This window comes from Hymenobacter ginkgonis (assembly GCF_009755225.1).
Classification (GTDB): Bacteria; Bacteroidota; Bacteroidia; order Cytophagales; family Hymenobacteraceae; genus Hymenobacter; species Hymenobacter ginkgonis.
Window position 1 is genome coordinate 198,388 of the sequence record NZ_WQKZ01000005.1, and the last position, 20,465, is coordinate 218,852.

Consider the following 20,465-nt stretch of genomic DNA (forward strand, 5'->3'; position numbering starts at 1 on the left):
GCTTACGCTTCTTGGTTTCGAAGCCGATAGCCTTGGCCAATCACGGTTTCGAGCAAGGCAGGAGCAGGTGCAAAATCGCGGTCGAGCTTGCGGCGCAGCTGCGACATGTGCACCTCAATCACGTTCGAGCCCATGTCGTAGTCCACATCCCACACTTTCTCGGCGAGGCGGGTTTTGCTCACTACCCGGCCGGCATTGCGGAGCAGCAGCTCCAGCACGGCAAACTCGCGGTTGGTGAGGCTGATAACCTTGCCGGCGCGCGTCACTACGCGGCCCAATGGGTCGAGTACCAGGTCGGCCAGCCGGAGGGCTTCGGCCCCAGCAGGCCCGGCCGTTTTGCGCCCAATAATGTGCAGGCGGGCCAGCAATTCCTCAAACGCAAATGGCTTGCGCAGGTAGTCTACGGCGCCGGCTTCGAGGCCGCCCACCACGTGCTTGCTATCCGTTAAGGCGCTGACTATGAGCGCCGGTGTAGCGATGCCAAACTCGCGCAGGTTGCGCAGCACGTCGAGCCCACTTTGGCCCGGCAGCATCAGGTCGAGCAAAATGGCGTCGTAGGGCGTGGTGGCGGCGCGCTCCAAGCCCTCAGGACCGGTAGCGGCAATGTCGGCCACGTGGCCGGCCTGCGTCAGGCCCTGCTGCACGAAGCCCGCCAGCCGGCTTTCGTCTTCAACGATGAGAATGCGCACGTGGTGAAAGGTAAGAGGTGGGGTAGGGCCCGCCACTGCTATGCACCAGCAGCGGGCAGAAACCAAAAACGTTGGCCAACATTTTCCGGCCAACGCTCCCTCGTAAACAGCAGGCTATTAGCGAACTAAATACTTGTTGCCGCCTAGCGTAAGGGTTTCGGCGCGCACTACGCGGGTGGGCGTGGTGGTGGCTAGCGCCTCGCCGGCGTGGGCGCCGCGCAGGGTGCCAGTAGCCTCGATGCTGGCGCCGGTGGTCAGCTTGTCGGCCAGCTGCTCCACGGCGCGGGGCGGCAGCTGCAAGATGCTCTGGTCGCTGAGCACGAGGCTCTTAATCTCGCCCTTAGGCCCCCGGCGCAGCTGGCTGATGGTGCCGCGCACCGTAGCCGACTCTTCGGCGAGCGGGGTAGTAGGGCGCACAGGTGGCGTGTCGCGCACGGTCTGGCCGCCGCTGGTCAAACTCACGAAGTGGAAGCGGCTGCGGCCATCGGGCCCCGCCTGCCGGAAGCCGCTTACCGTGATGCTGCTGCCTGCCTTCGCAGCCGAGGTAAGCTGCTGGCCCAAGTGGCGCGGAAAATGGATGGTATCTGGAGCCGCGCTGCCCTCGGGGCGCAGCACGAAAGCATCGTACACCTGCTCATCGTTGCGGGCCTGGTAGCTGGTAAGGGTACCGCGCACGTCGCTCAGCACGTGTACTTGGCCACCTTTTGGGCCGCCGGGACCTCCTTTGGGGCCGGGGCCGTTTTCTCCGCGGGGGCCGCCGGCGGGTGGTGGGGGCGGGGGGCCTGCGGGGCCGGAAGCGGGCGGGCCCGCCAACGGCGCGGGCGGTAGAGCGGCCGCCGCTTTTGCGTTTTTCGCCGATTTAGTTTTGGTTTTGACAACCGTTTGTTGGGCGTGGGCGGTGGTACCGGCCAGCACGGCAGCCAGTAGGGCGGCCGTAGCAATTGACTCTTTCATGGGGTAGGGAAGAAAAATGGTGCGCGTGAAAAGTGGGTCGGTGGACTCCGGATGCCCTTTCGACGCTACAAAATTTCTATCGCTCCCTGAGGTGAGGCTTAAGCCCACATTAATTTTTCTTCAGCCCACTTTTGGCGTTGACACGTGGGCGGGACTTTTTAACCAACAGGAAGGAATCTACCATTTTTTGAAAATCACATACACGGCCAGAATAAGGAGCACAAAGCCCACCAAGTGGTTCCAGCCGAGCTTATCGGTTTTAAACACGTACACCGTGCACAGCGTGAACACCGTGAGGGTGATAAACTCTTGAATAACTTTTAGTTGGAATAAGTTGAACGGCCCACCGTTTTCCTCAAACCCCACGCGGTTGGCCGGCACCTGAAACACGTACTCGAAAAACGCCAGCCCCCAGCTCACCAGAATCACGCCCACCAAACCTAGCTTGCTAAACCAAGCTAACTTCTTGAACTGCAAATGCCCATACCAAGCAAAGGTCATGAACAAGTTGGAGATGGTGAGCAGCAAGATGGTAAGAGCACCTTTCATAAAAAGAGGGGGGTAGGGCACAGAGGGAGTTACCGCCGCTCGATGCGCACGGCGCGCTCGATACCTACCGCGGTAACGGTAATGGCGTCCGTGAACGGCCCTGAAGGCAACGACGTTGCCGGCTGGGCTTTATACTCTTCAAAGCTACGGGCCGTTGCCATCTCAAAGCGCACGCATAAATAATAGCGTGCGGCTCTGGCCTGGCCCTGGTAAACAGCTGGAATCCAGCGGTTAGGCAGCTGCTGAAACACGCGCCATACCTCTTGGTCGCAAGCCGGCGACAGGCTGTTTAGCACCGTATAATCTGTAGTGCGGCCATCGGGCTGCACCACGTAGGAAAGCAAAAAATCGCCTTGCAGTTGTTGCTGCAAAGCGGCTCCGGGGTAGCGAATTCCCTTTAGCAGCTCTTGGCGGCGGCCGGCCCGGCTGCCCAGCAAGCCAGGCGCACGGGTAGGGTGCACGAGCTGCCACGTATCATTAATGCGTAGTTCGTAGCGGGCCGTGTCGGGCCGGCGGTAGCTGATGCGGCTCGAATCGTAGTTCATCCGCAAGTCAAGCTGGCCAGCCTCATCGAAGTATTCCCACACGCCAGTCGGTTGCCCTTTGGTGAGGATGCCACGCTCAAACTGGTTGGCAACGCTCTTTGTCTGGCCGAAGGTTAAGGTGCTGACTAGTAATAGAAAAAATGCGATGGTGTAGCGTATTGCTAGCATAGGGCACACGAAGCAAAAAAGGTAGGCTGTAAAAGTACAGCCTACCTTATATAGTGCATTTTATGCGTATTGCCTGGCCTTAGCTTAGGGCGGGTGCCTTGCGGCGGTTGGGGCGGGCAGCGGGTGAGCGCTCCTCGCCTTGGGCCAGCAGCTCGTCGTCGCGCTCGGTCTTCTTAGGTATCCAATTTACACTGTAGAGGTCGTGGCGCCGGTCGCGGAGATTGCGCACGGCGCCGCTGGTATTCAGGTCCTTCAGCAAGTCGAGGTCGAGGTCAGCAATGAGCGTCATCTCCGTGTTGGGGGTAGCCTCGGCCACGATGGCATCGTGCGGAAACGCAAAGTCGCTGGGGCTGAACACGGCCGACTGCGAGTATTGAATGTCCATGTTTTCGACGCGCGGCAGGTTGCCCACCGAGCCCGTGATGGCCACGTAGCACTCGTTTTCAATGGCGCGGGCCTGGGCGCAGATGCGCACACGCTGGTAGGCATTTTTAGTGTCGGTCCAGAAGGGGACGAACAGGATTTTCATGCCCTCGTCGCTCAGGATGCGCGACAGCTCTGGGAACTCCACATCATAGCATACCAGGATGCCGATTTTGCCAAAGTCCGTGTCGAAACACTTGATTTTGTCGCCGCCGCGCATGCCCCAGTAGCTGGCCTCGTCGGGCGTTACGTGCAATTTATATTGCTCGTCTACGGTACCGTCGCGGCGGCACAAATAGCTTACATTATAGAGTTTACCATCCTCATAGACAGGCATCGAGCCGGCAATTACGTTGATGTTGTGGCTCACGGCCAGTTCCATCATCCGGATTTTAATGGGCTCGGTGAACGCCGCCATCCCCCGGATAGCCGCCGACGCCGACGACTCGTTGGTAAGCGCCATCATAGGAGCATTGAAAAACTCCGGAAATAGGACGCAGTCAGCCTTGTAGCCGCTTACTGTATCTACGAAGAACTCAATTTGCTGGTAGAAGTCTTCTAAGCTCTTAGTGGCACGCATTTGCCACTGCACAATGCCAATGCGCACGTTAGACTTCTGGTTGCCAATGAGTTTGTCAAATTCCTCGTCATAGTACACGTTAATCCACTCCAGCAGCGTGGCGTAGGCCTTCGACTCAGAATCGTAGGGTAGGTAGCCGCGGATAATTTTGCGCACGTAAAACTCGTTTGAGAGCTGAAACGTGAGGATAGGGTCCACCAGCTCCTTGTTGCGCACCATTTCCACGTACTTGGCGGGCGTCATTTCGTTGGCGTAAGCCGCGTAGCCCGGAATGCGGCCGCCGGCTACCATCGCGCGCAAGTTTAGGCTCTCGCACAGTTCCTTACGCGCATCGTAGAGGCGGCGGCCCAGGCGCAGGCTGCGGTACTCGGGGTCCACGAATACATCGACGCCGTAGAGCGTGTCGCCCTCCGGGTCGTGGGTGTCAAACTTGCCGTTGCCCGTAATTTTGGCATAAGTATGTTTGTCGCCAAACTTGCTGTAGTCCACGATGATAGCCAGCGCGGCAGCCACTATTTCGCCGTTGTCCTCAATGCAAATCTGGCCTTCGGGAAACTTGCGCAGCAGCGCGGCAAATTCGTCGGCCGTCCAGGCGCCTTCCATATTGGAGTACACCTTTTCCATGATGGCCTTGATAGCCTTGAAATCGGCGCGGCGCAGCTGGCGCAGCACCAGCTTGTGAGCGGGTACGGCGGTGGGTGTCAAGCGCTCATCGAGCGTCGGCTTGCCTATTTTTTTGTGGTGAGTGCCGCCAGGGGCAGCCTTGCCGTTGGAAGAAGATACAGCCATTACTATCGAATAAATTGCAAATTAAAAGCGGAGCAGTAGTCAAAATTACCCCCAAAAAAACCCGTCGGCCGCAGCCAACGGGTTTCTTAACAATTAAACGAGCCAATAGGTGCGTAAGGTTACTGGCGCACCACGCGCCGGGTAGCCGTGCCCTGCGCCGTGGTGATGGTGAGCAGTAGCACCCCGCGGAAGCCACCAAAGGCCGCCGCATCCAGCGTAGCCAAGCCACCCGCGCCGCTTAGGTGGCGGCTAAATACTTGCCGCCCAGCCAGGTCGGTGGCTACCACGGTAAGCTCGCCGCTGCCCGCAGGCAGCGCCAGGTGCACCGCGCTGCCCACGGCCGAAGGGCTGGGGTAGGCACTCAGCACCGCGTCGGCCGCAGCTGGCAGCGTGGCCAAGCGCACGAAGCGGCGAAGCACGTCGCGGTATTCTACCAGCGCCACGGCTTCCTGGCCCGCCACCGTGAGCGTGGTGATGGTGAGCACGGGTACGTGCACGCCCGGGGCCAGCCATTTATACTCGCGGCGCACGGGTAGGTCGAGGCCCTGGCCGGGGATAGCGCCGATGGCCACGCTGTCGTGGTCGGCTAGCGTCGTCACCACGCGCACCGTCTGAAACGTGCCAAAGGGGGTAGTGAGCGTGCCCCAGGCGTCGGGTTGGTTGGTGCGGCGCCGCTTTTGGCTCGCGAAACCCGTACCCGGCACCGACACTTGGAAGTAGGAGTTGCTGACGTCGGGCGTGCTGGCGTAGCTGAGCGGAAAGCGGTAAATGATGTCTTGCTGGGCCTGGCTGGCATAGGTAACGGGGAGGGCCAACCCGTTCAGCGTAGCGCCAAAGCCCACCGAGCGGAAATCGCTGGCCGAGAGGTTGAAAAACTCCAGCGGGTCCGTTACCGGCAGGGCCGCCCCAGCCGCTGCGGGTAGGGCACGCGGCGCCACCAGCGTAGCTCGGTTCACGCCCCCCAAAATACCAAATGCCAGCTGTTGTAGCCCCGACGTGGTATTTACATTATCATACCGGTCAACGCGTTGGGACGTGGCCACTAGCCCAGCGTAGTTCCAGGTTTGGTCGGCGCCGTTGCGGGTGAGGGGCGGGGCGCTGGCTGGCAGCGTCAGGGCCGCCTGGCTCAGGCGCAATGAATCGCCAACCGCCGGCATATCGGCCGCCGTGATGCTGGGCGAAGTCTGCGCCCGGGCGGCCCCGATGGAAGCAAAAAGCAGAAAAAGTAGCGGGTAGCGACGCATAGGCCAGAAGCTAAAAGGTTTATTTTTAACTCAAAGCTAAAGCGCCGCGGCTGGTTTGGGAGGGGGTAGAGGCTACACGCCGGCCATCTCGGGCACGGCCTCGTCGCCGCCGGGCACCACTAGCCGGCCGGCCGTGGCGGCCCTAATTTGCGCCACCGACACGCCGGGGGCCCGCTCGCGCAGCACAAAGCCGTCGGGCGTGACATCGAGCACGGCCAATTCGGTTACAATTTTTTTCACGCAGCGCAGGCCCGTAATAGGTAAAGTGCAGTCGGCGAGAAGCTTGCTGCTGCCATCGCGGGCCACGTGCTGCATGGCCACAATAATGTTTTTGGCCGATGCCACCAGGTCCATCGCACCACCCATGCCTTTCACCATCTTGCCCGGAATCTTCCAGTTGGCAATGTCGCCGCGCTCGCTCACCTCCATCGCCCCCAAAATGGTTAGGTCCACGTGCTCGCCGCGAATCATGCCGAACGAGTCGGCCGACGAAAACAGGCTAGAGCCCGGCAGCGTCGTCACGGTTTGCTTGCCCGCATTGATAAGGTCGGGGTCTACCTCGGCTTCGGTTGGGAAGGGGCCCATGCCCAACAGGCCATTTTCCGACTGCAACTCCACGTTGATACCAGCTGGTATATAATTGGCAACTAAGGTAGGAATACCGATGCCGAGGTTGACGTAGGAGCCGTCTTGCACTTCCTGCGCAATGCGCCGGGCGATGCCGTGTTTATCAAGCATGAGAAATGTAGGTGGGGTAGGGAAAGAAGTAAGGGTTAATTGTCAATGGTTAATGCAGCACATCATACGGAGCCTGCCCAAGCATGACATGCCGGTTGAATAGAAAGCTGTTATTTACTAGGTGCCTTTTGCTTAGCCAGCGCCTCATACACCAGCTTTTTGAACCTGGGCACCAGGTCGGGAGTCGTAGTATTAGGGTACTTCTGCGTGTAAAGCAGCACAATCAGCTTCTCCTTGGGGTCGACCCAATAGGTGGTGCCGAAGATGCCGCCCCACTCGTAGGTGCCCACTGATTGGCCCGTCTGGGCCGCGCCGCGGGGGGTAGTGATGCTGAAGCCCAGGCCAAACTTGTTGAGGTCCTGGTTGACGTCGCCTATCTGGTTTTGCGTCATCAGGGCCACGGTGCTTGGTTTGAGCAGGCGATAGCCGTTGTAGGTGCCCCCATTGAGCAGCATTTGCAGGAAAACGGCGTAGTCATCAATGGTTGACGACAGCCCCGCGCCGCCCGAAAAGTACGTGCCCGTCGTGTTTGGGTAGTCGGGCCGCAGGCCTAGCATGCCTGCGGCGGGCATGGGCACCGTACGGTGGGTCGCATCTTCGGTATAGAGCGGCACGAGGCGCGCCTGCTGGGCCGCGGGCAGGTAGAAATAGGTGTCGCGCATGGCCAGCGGCTCAAAAATGCGCGCCCGCAGGTATTGGTCGAGCGGCTGCCCGCTCAGCACCTCAATCAGGCGGCCGAGCACGTCCACGCTCAGCCCGTAAGTAAAGCGTTCGCCCGGCTGGTGCAGTAGGGGTAGGGAGCCGAGGGCCTCCATCGCCGTTGCCAGCGTGCCGCCCATCGAGCCAATACCGCTCGGAATGTGTGCTTTAGCATAGATAGCCTGCGCCTCGGGCGAGCCGATAATTGGGTAGCCAATACCCGAAGTATGCGTCAACAGCTGCCGGATGGTAACCTCGCTGCGGGCTGGCACGGTGGTATAGGTCGAATCTTTAGGGTTGAAAGTAGCCAGCACCTTTGGGTTGCGAAAGGCGGGCAGGTACTTCGAAATGGGGTCGTCGAGCTGAAACTTGCCCTCGTCGTAGAGCAGCATCACGCCCACGCTGGTAATGGCCTTAGTCTGAGAAGCAATGCGCACGATGGCATCGGGCGGCAGTGGCGATTTGGCCGCCATGTCGGCGTAGCCAAACGCCTTGCGGTACACGATTTTGCCATCGCGGGCGATGAGCGCAATGGCGCCCGGCACGCGGCTATCGGCCGTGTATTCCTGCAAAAGTTGGTCGATGCGCTGCAAGCCTTCGGCGCCTACCCCCACCTTTTTGGGCGAGGCCGCCAGCAGCACAGTGGGCGCCGCCGATTGGGCTAAAGCACTAGTACAACCCTCAAAGCCACTCAGCGCTACCAACAGCCCCAGCACATACTGTCTCATAAAGTTCAGTGGATAACGTCTGCAAAATCTGTGACCTGAGGGCTGGCGAAACTAACTCCGCTGCAACCCTCCCTAATTCGTGGCCCGGAGGGTGCGCTGCTCGATGCGCTTCTCGTAGTGCTGGCCCTGAAAAATACGCTGCACAAAGATGCCCGGCGTGTGAATTTGGTTGGGGTCGAGCGCACCGGCTGGCACCAGTTCCTCCACTTCCGCCACGGTGATAATGCCGGCCGTGGCCATCATGGGATTGAAATTGCGGGCCGTGCCCTTGTAGATGAGGTTGCCGGCGGTGTCGCCCTTCCAGGCTTTTACCAGGGCAAAATCGGCGCGCAGGGCCGTTTCGAGCAAGTACATTTTGCCGTTGAATTCGCGGCTTTCTTTCCCTACCCCCACCTCGGTGCCGAAGCCCGCCGGGGTATAAAAGGCCGGAATGCCGGCCCCGCCCGCCCGGCAGCGCTCAGCCAGCGTGCCCTGCGGAATCAGTTCTACCTCCAGCTCGCCGGCCAGCAGCTGGCGCTCAAACTCGGCATTTTCGCCTACGTAGCTGGAAATCATTTTCTTTACCTGCCTTTTTTGCAGCAGCAAGCCAATGCCAAAATCATCGACGCCGGCGTTGTTAGAGATGCAGGTGAGGTCGCGCACGCCGAGGCGCAGCAGTTCCTGAATGGCGTTTTCGGGGATGCCGCACAGGCCGAAGCCGCCAAGCATCAGGGTCATGCCGTCGGTTAGGCCTGCGAGGGCCGTTTGGGCGTCGGAAACTACTTTATTTATCATGGGGTGGGAGAGGGAGAAGCGGGCGGCACGTAGTTGAGGGGTAGGAATTCGCCGATTTTTTCGAAGCCCCAGTACTCGCTCACGAATACGGCCAGTGGATTGACTAGGTAGCCATTGGGCTGAATTTCGGCTTCGGGCGCCAAAAGCCGGAGGCGCGACACCTGCCGCTTAGCCGGTGCTGGGGCGCCCGGCGGGCCCAGCGCCGCCATCGGCTGGCCGTAGCGCGGGTCGGGGGCTTCGCCGAAATAGCACACTTGCAGCTCGTCGGTGAAGCGCAACAGCGTGTGCGCCCCATCGGCCGATACGCGGCGCAGGCTATCGGCGGGCCGCTCGGCGGTGTAGAGCAAGGCAAAAGCGGGCGGCACCTGGCGCCAACGGTCCATCGAATCTTGGTAGGCTGCGCTGTACGACGTGTGGCTCGCCCGCAGCGCTTGCATTAGGCTATCGGCAAGGGCGTAGCGCGGGTTGCGCACGATGCGCACCTTCTGGGCCAGAAAGCCTTCGGCCGACAAGCGGTTGTCGTACACGCTTTTCAAGAAATGAGTGAGTGAGCCGTGGTAGGCCGCAACGCGGTTGGCTTCCCATTGCCGCTGCTGGCGGTCGTCGCGCGGCGTCATTTCTTCAAATACCGGCTGGCCGTAAAAAGAGAGGGTTTGCTGCCTAAAATCGCATTTGAAATTAAAGCCGAAGTATTTGATACGGTAGCCAAGTGCCTGGTTATCGACCTGTAAGAAGTTATCGACCGTGGCGGTCAGTTCCCTGTTATACGCATCAAAATACGCCTGCACATCAGAGCGATTGCGGATGTGGCACTGCTTGGAAAATGTAGTATTGCCCAAAAACAGCTGCACAAACCGTTGGTAGTCGTCAGTGCGCGTGCGGTGGGCGCGCACCACCACTTCCCCCAGTCGGTTGGCCGATGGGCTCAGGCGCAGCACCAGCGGTGGTGCGGTTGCGCCAACCGTAATCGTCTGCTTAGCTAAGCGGTAGCCCACATACGAAGCCACCACATCGTACGTACCCGCGGGCACGCGCGGAAACTCAAACTTGCCGTCTTCGGTGGTGGTAGCGCCCAGCGTAGTATTGGCTAGGAATACGCTGGCGAACGCCAACGGCGCATGCGTGACGGAATCCTGCACCACGCCCGCCAGGCGTTCCTGCGCAGCGGCAAGCCGCGGCACCCAAAGAAGCAATAATAAAGAGGCTATTACGACCCGCATACGGCGCTGCTACTATCAAATAAGGCCCGTAGCAGCGGGTAAAAGTAGGCCTGCCGCCTCGTATTGGCACCCGGCATGGGCCCGGGGCGTTAGTTGGCTTTAGCAGGGGGGGTAGGCAGGGGCGTGCGGGCCGTGGCTACCGGCGGCTCATAATCGAGGGGTAGCAAATCGCCGATTTTTTGGAAGCCCCAGTACTCGCCGGTTACCACATCGAGCGGGTTGGCCAGCGAGCCGTTGGGGCGAATCCGGGTTTCAGGCGCTAGCAGCAATAGCCGCGATACCTGCCGCTTGGCGGGCATGGTAGCTCCCACCGGCCCGATGGCCGACATAGGCGCATCGTAGTTAGGGTCGGGGGCTTCGCCGAAATAGCACACTTGCAGCTCGTGCGTAAAGCGCAAAAACACCTGGTCTTTGTCGGGCGATATCCGGCGCAGGCTGTCTATGGGGCGAGCGGCGGGGTAGAGGCGCGCAATGAGTGGCAGGTCTTGCCACTTGCGCAGCGAATCTTGCTCGGCCGCCGTGAGGCGGGTTTTTTTCTTGCTTAGCAAGCTCATACCGCGCGCGGCGCGGGGCACGGGCACCAGGCGCACTTGCTGGGCCAAAAAGCCTTCTTCGGCCACCCGGTTGTCGTACACGCTCTTCAAAAAGTGGGTTTGCGAGCCGTGGTAGGCGGCGGCGCGGTTGGCTTCCCATTGCTGCTGCTGGCGGTCGTCGCGCGGCGTCATGGCTTCGAATACCGGCTGGCCGTCGTAGCTAACCGATTCACTTTCGGTATTGTAATTAAAGCGCAGGCCAAAGTATTTTAGGCGGTAACCGAGCGCCTCGTTTTCGACCTGCACAAAGTTTTCAGCCGAGGCCGTGAGTTCTTTCGTGGTGTCGTTATAGGCCACCAACACGGCGTCGGGGTTGCTGATGCGGCACTGCTTAGCAAACGTAGTGGTGCCCAAAAACAGCCCCGTAAACTTCCGGTAGTCGTCTTCTTGGTGGGGGTTGGCATGGATAACTACCTCGCCCAACTGCGGCCCCGACGAAGCCGGCCGCAGCGTAACCGACTGCGCCGCCGTGCCTACAGTAATATTCTGTTTGGCCAAGCGATAGCCCACGTACGAGGCTACTACGTCGTAATTACCCTTCGGCACGCGCGGAAAATCGAACTTGCCGTCTTCAGTGGTAGTGGCACCCAGCGTGGTATTGGCCAGGAATACGCTGGCAAACGCCAGCGGCTCGTGCGTGACGGAATCTTGCACCACGCCATTGAGGCGGCCTTGGGCCAGCGCCGAGCCAGCCAAACTCACCAGGCAAACAACCAAAAAATATATGCGCGAAAAACCCATAAGTAGGAAGCAGAAAAAAATGAGCGTAGCGGCTGGCTAAGCCAGCGCCGCCCGCGTGTTCTGGGCATCTAACGATAATTGTGCCGTTAGCGCGTCCAACCCGTCATACTTTTCTTCGCCGCGCAGCCAAGCCACAAATTCCAGGGTCAGCAGCTGGTCGTATAAGTCACCCCTAAAATCCAGCAAATTGACTTCAATCGTCTGCGCCAAGCCAGCTCCAATGGTGGGCCGCACGCCAATGCTGAGCATAGCCTGGTGCCGCATGCCGGCGGCCGTAGTTGCCCACACGGCGTAGATACCCTGCGCCGGCACAAGCTTCAAAGGCTCTACAACTTGCAAATTAGCAGTAGGATAGCCAATGGTGCGGCCGAGCTTTTGGCCGTGCACTACCACGCCCGTGAGGGGGTAGGGATAGCCTAAGTAGCGGGTAGCGGTGCCCGCGTCGCCGCCCCGCAGCGCCTGCCGGATGCGCGTACTGCTTACCCCAATGGCGTCTACATCCTGGCGCGGAATCTCCTCAACGGTAAAGCCGTAGCGTGCGGCATTTTGACTTAAATATTCAAAACCACCCTCGCGGTTCTTCCCAAACCGGTGGTCGTAGCCAATCACCAAGTGCTTGGCCTGCACCGTTTTCAATAACAGCTCCTGGATGTATTGCTCGGAAGTCCACTGCGCAAACTCGCGGGTGAAAGGCATCACCAGCAAGTAATCGACGCCAAACTCGGCCAGCCGATTAATGCGCTCCTCCAACGTATTGAGCAGCTGGAGCTCTAGCATTTCGGGGTGGGTAGGCGGCGGGCCCAGCACCAAGCGCGGATGCGGCCAGTAAGTAATAACCACTGCTTGGCCACCCACAGTGTCGGCCACTTGCCGCAGCCGCCCCAAAATGCGCTGGTGCCCCAGGTGCACGCCATCAAACGTGCCGCTCGTCACGACGGCGTTGGAGAGGGGCGGGAAGTCAGCGGGGTCGCGGATAACTTGCATGAATCGCAGATTTACGCTGATTTGGCGGCTGCCACAGCTTCGGGCGCGGGCAAAGCTGCGGCAGATGCATTTGCGGGTTCGGCCGCCTGCTGTGCCGCGTAATACTCCAGGCCGGCGCGGGCCGGGCGGGTGCGTTCGCGCCGTTCGCGCTGCGGTAGGTGGGTAGGGCCATCGGCGACTTCGGGGCGAGGCGGGCGCAGGGCCTGCACATCGGCTACCGTCCAAGCATCAGCCAGGCGGTACTCGCCAATGCGGGTGCGTACCAGGCGCGTAAGGTGGGCGCCACTACCCAGTGCTACCCCCAAGTCGCGGGCCAAGCTGCGGATGTAAGTGCCCTTCGAGCACACCACCCGGAAATCAAGCTCTGGCAGCGCGATGCGCGTCAGTTCGAAGGCTTTAATCTCTACGGTCTTCGGCTTGATTTCCGCCTCCTGGCCTTTGCGAGCCAGCTCGTAAGCGCGCTTGCCATCTACTTTAACCGCCGAAAAAACTGGTGGTATCTGCTCAATTTTGCCCAAAAACGTAGCCACGGCTGTCCGAATTTCAGCCTCTGTTAAGTGCTCGTAGGGCGCTTCGGCGTCCACGGCAGTTTCGAGGTCAAAGCTAGGAGTAGTTTGGCCCAACCGGAAGGTGCCCTCGTACTCCTTTTCCTGCGCCTGAATCTGGTCTATCTCCTTGGTTTTCTTACCCGTGCAGAGAATAAGCAAGCCGGTGGCTAGCGGGTCGAGCGTGCCAGCGTGGCCGATTTTGCGCGGGCGCAACGTGTTTTTTACTTTGCGCACCACGTCGAACGACGTCCAGGTGAGCGGCTTATCGAGCAGCAGCACCTCGCCCGTTTCAAAATCAAAATCGGCTAGTTGTTTTTCCCTCATACCAACTGTAAATTAACTCCCAACCCAATGAGCAGCAAGAGTATACCGCCCACCAAAATGCGGTAGATGCCGAAAGCTCGGAAGCCATATTTGGCTACGAAGCCTACAAATAGCCGAATGGCCAGCAGCGCTACCACAAAGGCCACTACGTTGCCGAGCACTAGCAGTTTTATTTCTTGGCCCGAGAACAGCTGGCTTAATTCAACGCCCTGGCTGTGAGCTTCTTTGTAATAATCGTAAATGTCTTTGGCCGCGGCGGCGGCCATCGTTGGCATCGCCAGGAAAAACGCAAATTCGGCGGCGGCCTTGCGGGTTAGCTTCTGCGAGAGGCCCCCGATAATGGTGGCGGCCGAGCGGCTTACCCCCGGCACCACGGCCAAGCACTGAAATAAGCCAATAATAAACGCCTCCTTGAAGCTGGGCGTCGTGACAGGGTGGCCGCCTCCCTGCGGGTCTTCCTGCGGAAACCACTTGTCAATGAATAGCAGCACTATGCCCCCTAGCAACAGCATAATGGCTACCGTAGTAACCGATTCGAGGAGCGCATCAATGTGTTTTTTTAGCAGCAACCCCACTACCACAATCGGCAGAAACGCTACTAAAAGCTTGAGGTAAAAGTCGATATTTTGAAAAAAGCGCTTCCAATACACCACCAGCACCGACAGGATGGCGCCGAGTTGAATAACTACCAAGAACAGCTTTACAAAGGGGGTGGCCACAATGCCCAGCAACTGGGAAGCGATAATCATGTGGCCGGTACTTGAAACGGGCAGGAATTCGGTGATTCCTTCCACTATTGCTAGCAGCAGCGCTTGCCAGTAAGTCATTATGCAGTCGTTAGTGATGAATGATAAATAGCAAATATGTGATTAAAAGGCAGAAACAAGCTTTCGTCTCTGCCTGTCAACCCTTCATCACTCACCATTTAATCATTAATTAGGGGCGCTTGTAAGCAGGCTTGCTGGCCGCAGGGGGGGTAGGGGCTGTGGCAGGTGCAGCCGTGGCTACTGGCTTAGGGGTGGCTACCGTAGCGGCCTCAACTGGTGCTATGGGCGCTGCTGGCAGCAGCTCGCCAGGGTTGCTGCGTACCAAGATGGCTGCAAACTCGATGATGAAGCCGACAACCAGCAAAATTGGCCCTACGGTAAGGCCCAAAAAGCCTTCGCCGTAGTCGGCGGTATCCAGCATCATGGCGATGAAACCAGCAGCCAGCACGGCTAGGCCAGTCCACATAAGGCGGTAGTTGCGGGGGCCAAAGGCGAAGCGCGGGGCCGGGGAGGTAGGTTGCATAAGCGTTAATGAGCAGTTGTCAAAGAACAAGTATCAATGGCCGTATCAGCTTTGTTATGAACTAAGCAATTGGTGGTTATTCTTTGGCAAGTAGTTAGTATAGCTCGTCGAGCGACACGTTTAAGTATTTATTGACAGCCCAATACGAGCTAAAAAAGCCGATGACCGTGCCCAGCCCGACCACTCCCAGCAGCAGTAAGCCAGTGAGGTAATCATCGCGCAGCAGGCGCAACTGCGTTACTTCGAGGTAGGCATATTGCAGCGCGGCCACTAGCAGCAACGCCGCCAGAATGCCACTGCCCAGGCCCTGCCAGGTAGCGCGCCGCAAAAACGGCTGTTGGATAAAGAACCGGGTAGCGCCCACCAGTTGCATCGAGCGAATGAGCAGGCGCTGCGAAAACATAGCCAGCTTGATGGTATTGTTTATCAGCACGACCACCACTACCACCAGCACTGCCGCAAAGCCTAGCAGCACGAGGCTCACGCGCGTCAGGTTTTGGTTGATGCTAACAAACAAGTCCTTCGGGTATTGCACTTCAAATACGCCGCGCTGGCTGCTCAAGCTGCGGCTCAGCAGCCGCAGGTGGGTAGTGTCGGTGTACTCCGGCTTGATTTTGAGGGCAAAAGCGTCGCGCAACGGGTTATCATCCAGAAAGGAGCGGAAGTCTTCGCCCGTAGTCGCTAGCAGTTCGCGGGCGCCATCCTCTTTGCTCACGAAGCGGAGCTGCGGCTGGCCCCCGCGCTCGGCCACGTAGGGCTGGTGCTCCAAGTCTTGGCGCAGGCGCAGCAGCTCGGTTTCGGGCAGGTTGCGCTCTAGGTACACTTGCACTTCCAGGTTTTCGCGCACCTTTTCGCTCAGCTTGTGCGCGTGTAGCAGCAGCAGGCCAAACAGCCCAATGACCATCAGCGCCAGTGTAATGCTGAATACAACCAGGAAGGTGGGGTAGGAGCCAAGTTTCTTTTTGCGGTGCGCGGCCATAGAAGCGCAAAGGTAGGCTGCATCACTTAAGAGTTTCTTTCAATGATAGAAAGAACGTCATGCTGAACGCAGAGAAGCATCTTGCCTGACGTGAACAACGTGAGCGAGATACTCCCCTGCGTTCAGCATGAGGTTCTAAGCTTAGGCTTATGCAGACAGGCTATAGACTGGTGCGCTTGTCCTCTTCCACCGTCAGTACTTGGCGGGCGCGGCGGGTGTCGCGCTCGCGGCGGCTCGGGTTTTGACGGCCAAACAGCTCGCCAAGGTTGTTAAATTCTTTGGTTTGGAGCAGCGAAATCCCTGCCCGCGGTTGGTTCACGGTGGTTACGATGTTGTCGCGCGGGGTGGTTTCGTAGCGCAGTTTAGCGCGGAACTTACCGTCGGGCCGCAGGAAATATTCAAGGCTAAAATCGCCGAGCAGCGACGACTGGCCGGTGGTATAGGGTAGGCCAGTGGTGGGGTTGATTGTGTTGCCGCTCGAGTTGCTGATGCCGCCCTCGCGGGTGAGGCGCAGGCGGCCATTGAGAAACGAATAGCTCAGGCGCACTTGCAGCGCTTGCAGCTGCTCGGCGGTGAGGCCGTTGATATTGAAATCGATTTCCAGGTTGGGGTCAATCTGCGAAGTCAGCAGCCCAAGCTGCGACGAAATAATCTGACCCAGACTGTTTTGCACGGCATTGCCTTGCCCCGTGAGCGAAATACTGCTGAACCCATTCGCATTCTGGGGCGATAAGGTTCTGAAAACCAATAAGCTGAATACCTGTCGATTTAACTCCTGCTCGTCGTTGCGCAGCAATGCAATAAAGGCTGCCAGGTCGTTTTGCAATGAGCTTGGCGCATCATCAAACTCCAGCGCTAGCTTGATTGTCGGCAGCAGCAGTGGCCCAGTAAGGTTCATAACGGCCGTGACGGGCACTACCGCCGCTCCCGCCCCCGAGCCCGCTGTTTGCAGAATTGGTGCTAGCGAGGTGCGCTGCGTGTAGGTGGCCGTTACGTTCATTTGGCCGTCGAGCGGGTCGCCGTTCCAGGTAATAACTCCGCCGGGCCGCACTACAAATTCTTTATTAACAAGGCCTTGCAGAGTAAAATTGTAGGCGCCGCGTACAATCTCTACCTGCCCATACATGTTGAAGTCGCCGCGCGTATCGATGTTTAGGCGCAGCTGCCCAGTCGCCGCACCCCGGATGACGTCGCCGGTAGCCTCATCAAGCAAAATCTCGAGGTAGGCATCGGGCGTCACCGTCAAATTCATATTCAGCTGAATGCCCGACAAATCCACCTTGTTCTGGGCGGCAACCGTGGCCGCCGTGATGGCTTGGCGGCGCAGCACCGAGTCGGGCAGGTTGCGGTTCACAAACTTGATGTAGCTGGCCTGCTGGGCCTTGGCCGCATTGTCGAGGGGTAGGGCCAGGCGTGTACCGGCCTCCGAGGTGGCGCGTACCTCTACCACCAGGTCGTCGGTGGGGCCGCGCACGGTAGCGGTACCCGTAGCGTAGGCGGTGCCAAAATACAGGTCGTTGTCGCGCCGCGTGGTGCTTAGCACCTGAAACTTCCGAAAGCTTGCGTTCAAACTCAGCCGCATATTTTGAAAACCCTGGTGCGTGATGACGCCGTCCACGGTGCCCTGGTTGCCCTGTACGTCGCGCAGCCGGATGTTTTGGAGCTGGATAGTGCTGGTAGTGAACGTAATGCGGTCGGCAAAGGTGTAGGTAGTGCCCAGGTAGCCGAAGGTAAAGCGGCCATCCTTCACATCAACCGCCCCCGCTAGGGTAGGCGCACTAAACATGCCGCCGAGGTGCAGCGAACCCTCACCCGTGCCGCCCAGGTTATTCAGAATACCAGCTAGAAAAGGCTGCGCCAACACAACTGGCGCATCAGCCAGCTCGCCGGTGAGGTTAAACTGTTGGGTTTCAGATTTGGGCGCCAGGTAGCCCGTTACCGTGAGCACGCGCTGTTGTTGGCGCGCCACATCTAGGTTCACGCGTAGTTGGCCGCTGGGGTTGTCCCAGTCGCCTCGCCCCGCCACCGAGCCTATGGGGGTACCTTCGTACACTAGCGAGTCAACGGCCAGCGTGCCACTGATAGCCAGTTGGTTATAAATGCCACTTACCGTAGCCTGCATATTCACCCTACCCCCCAGCCGCTGGTTGATGACCGAGTTGAGCGTGCCTAACTCGAAGTTGGCAATGTCGAGCTTGAGTGGCGGCTGGTGCGCGTCGGGCGAGATGACGCCCTGCGCACTCAGCCGCTGGTTGCCATTGCTGAGTACGAAGTTTTGAATATCAATTTGCCGGCCGTAGTCGCTGATGCGCACCACGTTATCGGCCGCAATCGTGTATTCCTTGTCCAGTAGGTGCAGGCCGCTTTGGCGAAAAACCACCTGCACGGTGCGCGGCAAAAACTCCAGCGAGCCGTTGATATTGGCGCGGTTAGTAGTGCCAGATTGCGCCAAAGAGGTCGAGAAATTGATTTTTTGCTGGTCCCACACTCCCTCCACCACAAATTTTTCGGTGCGGCCAAGGCCGGGCAGTATTTGCCTGTCAGACGTGACACTGGCCTGGGCCAATACCTCGGGCTGGTAAGGTGGTTTGGAAGTGGTGAAGTCAAACTCCGTGGCTACGGTATGCACTGGCCCGTACCAGATGCTGTCGAACTTGCCGCCAAGCTGCAAAATCGAGGTTTCTCCCTGCCGAAACGAGCCATCGAGCCGGCTGTGGTCGGCCACCTGCAAGTCGGGCATAAACAGGTTTAGCACTGGGTTTAAGTGCTTGAGGTTCAGTTCTAGGTCAACCTCGTAGTTGGGCAGGCGGCGCTGCTGCTTGCGCCGGTAGTAGGCCGCCGTGGCGGCGGCATTGCTCTCAAAATTGAGGCGGTATTCGTGCCACAGCACTTCCATGTCGCGCGTCACGGCGGCGGTTTCAAACCTGCCGTTGGCCGTCAGGTCCACTAGTTCCGAGCGCAATGACACGCGGCGCTGGCCCTGGCGGCTGCGGGTACTGCTGACATCGAGCGTATCGAGGTCCAGTCGCTGGTCGCGGAGCCGGAAGGTAGAGTTGCGCAGCGTGGCCGTACCCAGCAGCGAGTCGAGCTGGGTGCCGCGCAGGTTCACGCGGGCCGTGGTGCTCACAATGAGGGGGGTAGGCAGCAGGCCCAGCGTACCCAGGTTGGCCCGGTTCACGTTGGCGCTCACGTTGATGTGCTGGTGGCGCGGGTCGAGGTTGAAGTCGCCAGTGGCGGTGAACTGCACGGCTGGGTCATTGGCCGTTACCTTCCCTTTGAAGCCTTGGCCTGCAAAATCGCCATCAAGGCTCAGGTTGTGGTAGCGATAGCCATTCAGCCAAATAGCGGGCACCGTCACGACTGCGTGGCCTTTGGCAATGGGCGGCACGAAGCCCGTACCGCGCACCCGGCCGCTCAACGTAATGTCGCGAATCATCGACTCGTCGCCCAAAAACTTGCCTAGGTTAAAGGCCGTGCTCTGCACCGTGCCTTCGTACACGGCGTGGTCGAAATCGCTCTTGGTCTTCAGGTTAAGGTCAGTCGAAACCTGGCCCAGGGCCGTGTTGAACGAGGCCTTGCCCACAAAGTCATTGTAAAAGCCCACAAACTGCCCGTTCAGCTTGATAAGGCCCAGGCGCTGCACCAGCCGGTTGGCGGCGGGGGGTAGGAAGCGGCGCAGGTCGGCCGCATCGACTTGGGAAGGCTGTAAACGCAGGTCAATCAAGCTCTCGCGCCAGCGGGGTAGGTTGTCGGCGTGGGCACGGGTAGCCACCACGTGGGTGCGACGGCCGTAGCGCACATCGAGATTTTTTATCTGAAAATCACGCACGTAGCCCTTGGCATCGCCCGAAATCTGCACCGAATCTTTCAGGCTTGCCAGCTGCGGCGCAAACTTGGCGATATCATCCGAGTAGATTTTGGCGCCTCGTAGCTGCGTCACCACCCGCATCGAATCGTTGAAATCAGAAAAATTGCCAAAGCGGTGGTACTCAAAGCGCACGTACTTGCGCAGCTCGCTGCGGCCCACGCGCAACGTCAGGCCCGCGAAATCCCAGAAATGGGCGTTGTACTGCATATCGGCCGTGAGCTCGCGCAGGTGGGTTTGCGAGGGCGTTTCTACGGCCCGCAGCCCCGCCACGCGCACGCGCAGCGTATCGGTATGCCAGTCGAGGGCCGACACATCGGCGTAGATGCTATCGACCTGCATGTGGGCGTAGTCGATGCTACGGCCATAGGCGGGGTCGCGGGCCCGGTCGGGCCGGTCGAGGGTAAAATGGCCATTGCGCAACGCAATATCGTGCACCTGGAAATCAAACGGCGGGGCGTCGGTCTTCGTCGTGTCGGGCGGCCCCGTCAAGCGCTTCACCGCCCGCAAAAACTGGTCGAGCGTGGTCGAATCGGGTTGCCCAGCCACGTCGCGGAGCGCAAACTGCGGCTCGGTGAGCGTGAGCGTGCCCACGTGCAAGTGCCGCGGATTGAACACCGAAAACAGCTGGATATCGGCATCCACTTGCCCTACCCCGAATAAATCGCCGCCGCGCCGGTCCAGCACTCGCACGCCTTCGAGCAATACGTGGCTAAAGGGCCGCACATCGACGCTGCCGATTTCTACTACTTGGCCCAGCTTTTTCGTCAGCACGCTGGCGGCTTCGTGGGCCACCCGCGTTTGCACGCTCGGCACCCGTAAGGCCACCAATATTCCGCCCACTAGCAGCAGCACCAGCACCACCAGGCCTAGCACAATTCTTAGCAGAAGGGAGAAAAAACGACGCACGAAATACAGCGAAGGCAGGTTATCAAACAGGAGGGCTGACGCTTAAAACGCAAAGGTGCGGCTTTTAGCGCACAGTGAGGGCGCAAACGTGTGGGGCGGTTCGCGGGTTCAGCCCGACCTTTGCTTGCGTGG

The 20,465-nt window shown here is 59.3% G+C and carries 17 protein-coding genes; all 17 read right to left on the reverse strand.

All coding sequences use genetic code 11. The features are described 5' to 3' along the window. Positions 1-2: 2 nt before the first annotated feature. A complete protein-coding gene (locus GO988_RS19525; protein ID WP_317164932.1) occupies positions 3-689 on the reverse strand; it encodes a response regulator transcription factor in 687 nt (228 codons plus the stop codon). Between the two features lie 117 nt (positions 690-806). Then, positions 807-1,643 carry a hypothetical protein gene (locus GO988_RS19530; protein ID WP_157568725.1) on the reverse strand — a complete coding sequence of 279 codons (837 nt, stop codon included), beginning with the start codon at positions 1,641-1,643 and terminating at the stop codon, positions 807-809. A gap of 177 nt (positions 1,644-1,820) precedes the next feature. Further along, the gene (locus tag GO988_RS19535) at positions 1,821-2,192 is read right to left on the reverse strand and encodes a DMT family protein (protein ID WP_157568727.1); all 372 of its coding nucleotides are present in this window, start codon (positions 2,190-2,192) and stop codon (positions 1,821-1,823) included. A gap of 29 nt (positions 2,193-2,221) precedes the next feature. After that, on the reverse strand, positions 2,222-2,905 hold the full coding sequence (locus tag GO988_RS19540; RefSeq protein WP_157568729.1) for an energy transducer TonB: 684 nt from the start codon (positions 2,903-2,905) through the stop codon (positions 2,222-2,224). Between the two features lie 79 nt (positions 2,906-2,984). Next, positions 2,985-4,532 carry a carbon-nitrogen hydrolase family protein gene (locus tag GO988_RS19545; RefSeq protein WP_232341614.1) on the reverse strand — a complete coding sequence of 516 codons (1,548 nt, stop codon included), beginning with the start codon at positions 4,530-4,532 and terminating at the stop codon, positions 2,985-2,987. 284 nt (positions 4,533-4,816) lie between these two features. After that, a complete protein-coding gene (locus tag GO988_RS19550; RefSeq protein WP_157568733.1) occupies positions 4,817-5,941 on the reverse strand; it encodes a T9SS type A sorting domain-containing protein in 1,125 nt (374 codons plus the stop codon). 72 nt (positions 5,942-6,013) lie between these two features. Continuing rightward, a complete protein-coding gene (locus GO988_RS19555) occupies positions 6,014-6,679 on the reverse strand; it encodes a 3-oxoacid CoA-transferase subunit B (protein WP_157568735.1) in 666 nt (221 codons plus the stop codon). Positions 6,680-6,789: 110 nt separating this feature from the next. Next, on the reverse strand, positions 6,790-8,106 hold the full coding sequence (locus tag GO988_RS19560; protein WP_157568737.1) for a serine hydrolase domain-containing protein: 1,317 nt from the start codon (positions 8,104-8,106) through the stop codon (positions 6,790-6,792). 72 nt (positions 8,107-8,178) lie between these two features. Then, positions 8,179-8,880 (reverse strand): CoA transferase subunit A, encoded by a 702-nt coding sequence (locus GO988_RS19565; protein WP_157568739.1) that lies wholly within the window; start codon positions 8,878-8,880, stop codon positions 8,179-8,181. Further along, on the reverse strand, positions 8,877-10,061 hold the full coding sequence (locus GO988_RS19570) for a carboxypeptidase-like regulatory domain-containing protein (protein ID WP_198172915.1): 1,185 nt from the start codon (positions 10,059-10,061) through the stop codon (positions 8,877-8,879). Before GO988_RS19570 ends, GO988_RS19565 begins: the two co-directional genes overlap by 4 nt. A 128-nt stretch (positions 10,062-10,189) precedes the next feature. Next, on the reverse strand, positions 10,190-11,434 hold the full coding sequence (locus tag GO988_RS19575) for a carboxypeptidase-like regulatory domain-containing protein (protein WP_157568744.1): 1,245 nt from the start codon (positions 11,432-11,434) through the stop codon (positions 10,190-10,192). A gap of 36 nt (positions 11,435-11,470) precedes the next feature. Further along, complete coding sequence (locus tag GO988_RS19580) at positions 11,471-12,418, reverse strand: bifunctional riboflavin kinase/FAD synthetase (RefSeq protein ID WP_157568746.1); 948 nt, start codon at positions 12,416-12,418, stop codon at positions 11,471-11,473. Between the two features lie 11 nt (positions 12,419-12,429). Further along, positions 12,430-13,290, reverse strand: coding sequence for a tRNA pseudouridine(55) synthase TruB (truB, locus tag GO988_RS19585; protein WP_157568748.1), 861 nt, complete (start codon positions 13,288-13,290; stop codon positions 12,430-12,432). Next, on the reverse strand, positions 13,287-14,117 hold the full coding sequence (locus GO988_RS19590; RefSeq protein ID WP_157568750.1) for an undecaprenyl-diphosphate phosphatase: 831 nt from the start codon (positions 14,115-14,117) through the stop codon (positions 13,287-13,289). Before GO988_RS19590 ends, truB begins: the two co-directional genes overlap by 4 nt. A gap of 109 nt (positions 14,118-14,226) precedes the next feature. After that, positions 14,227-14,580, reverse strand: coding sequence for a DUF3098 domain-containing protein (locus GO988_RS23845; protein ID WP_198172917.1), 354 nt, complete (start codon positions 14,578-14,580; stop codon positions 14,227-14,229). A gap of 94 nt (positions 14,581-14,674) precedes the next feature. Next, a complete protein-coding gene (locus tag GO988_RS19600; RefSeq protein WP_157568752.1) occupies positions 14,675-15,559 on the reverse strand; it encodes a cell division protein FtsX in 885 nt (294 codons plus the stop codon). 160 nt (positions 15,560-15,719) lie between these two features. Further along, positions 15,720-20,333 carry a translocation/assembly module TamB domain-containing protein gene (locus GO988_RS24665; protein WP_157568754.1) on the reverse strand — a complete coding sequence of 1,538 codons (4,614 nt, stop codon included), beginning with the start codon at positions 20,331-20,333 and terminating at the stop codon, positions 15,720-15,722. Positions 20,334-20,465: the final 132 nt, after the last annotated feature.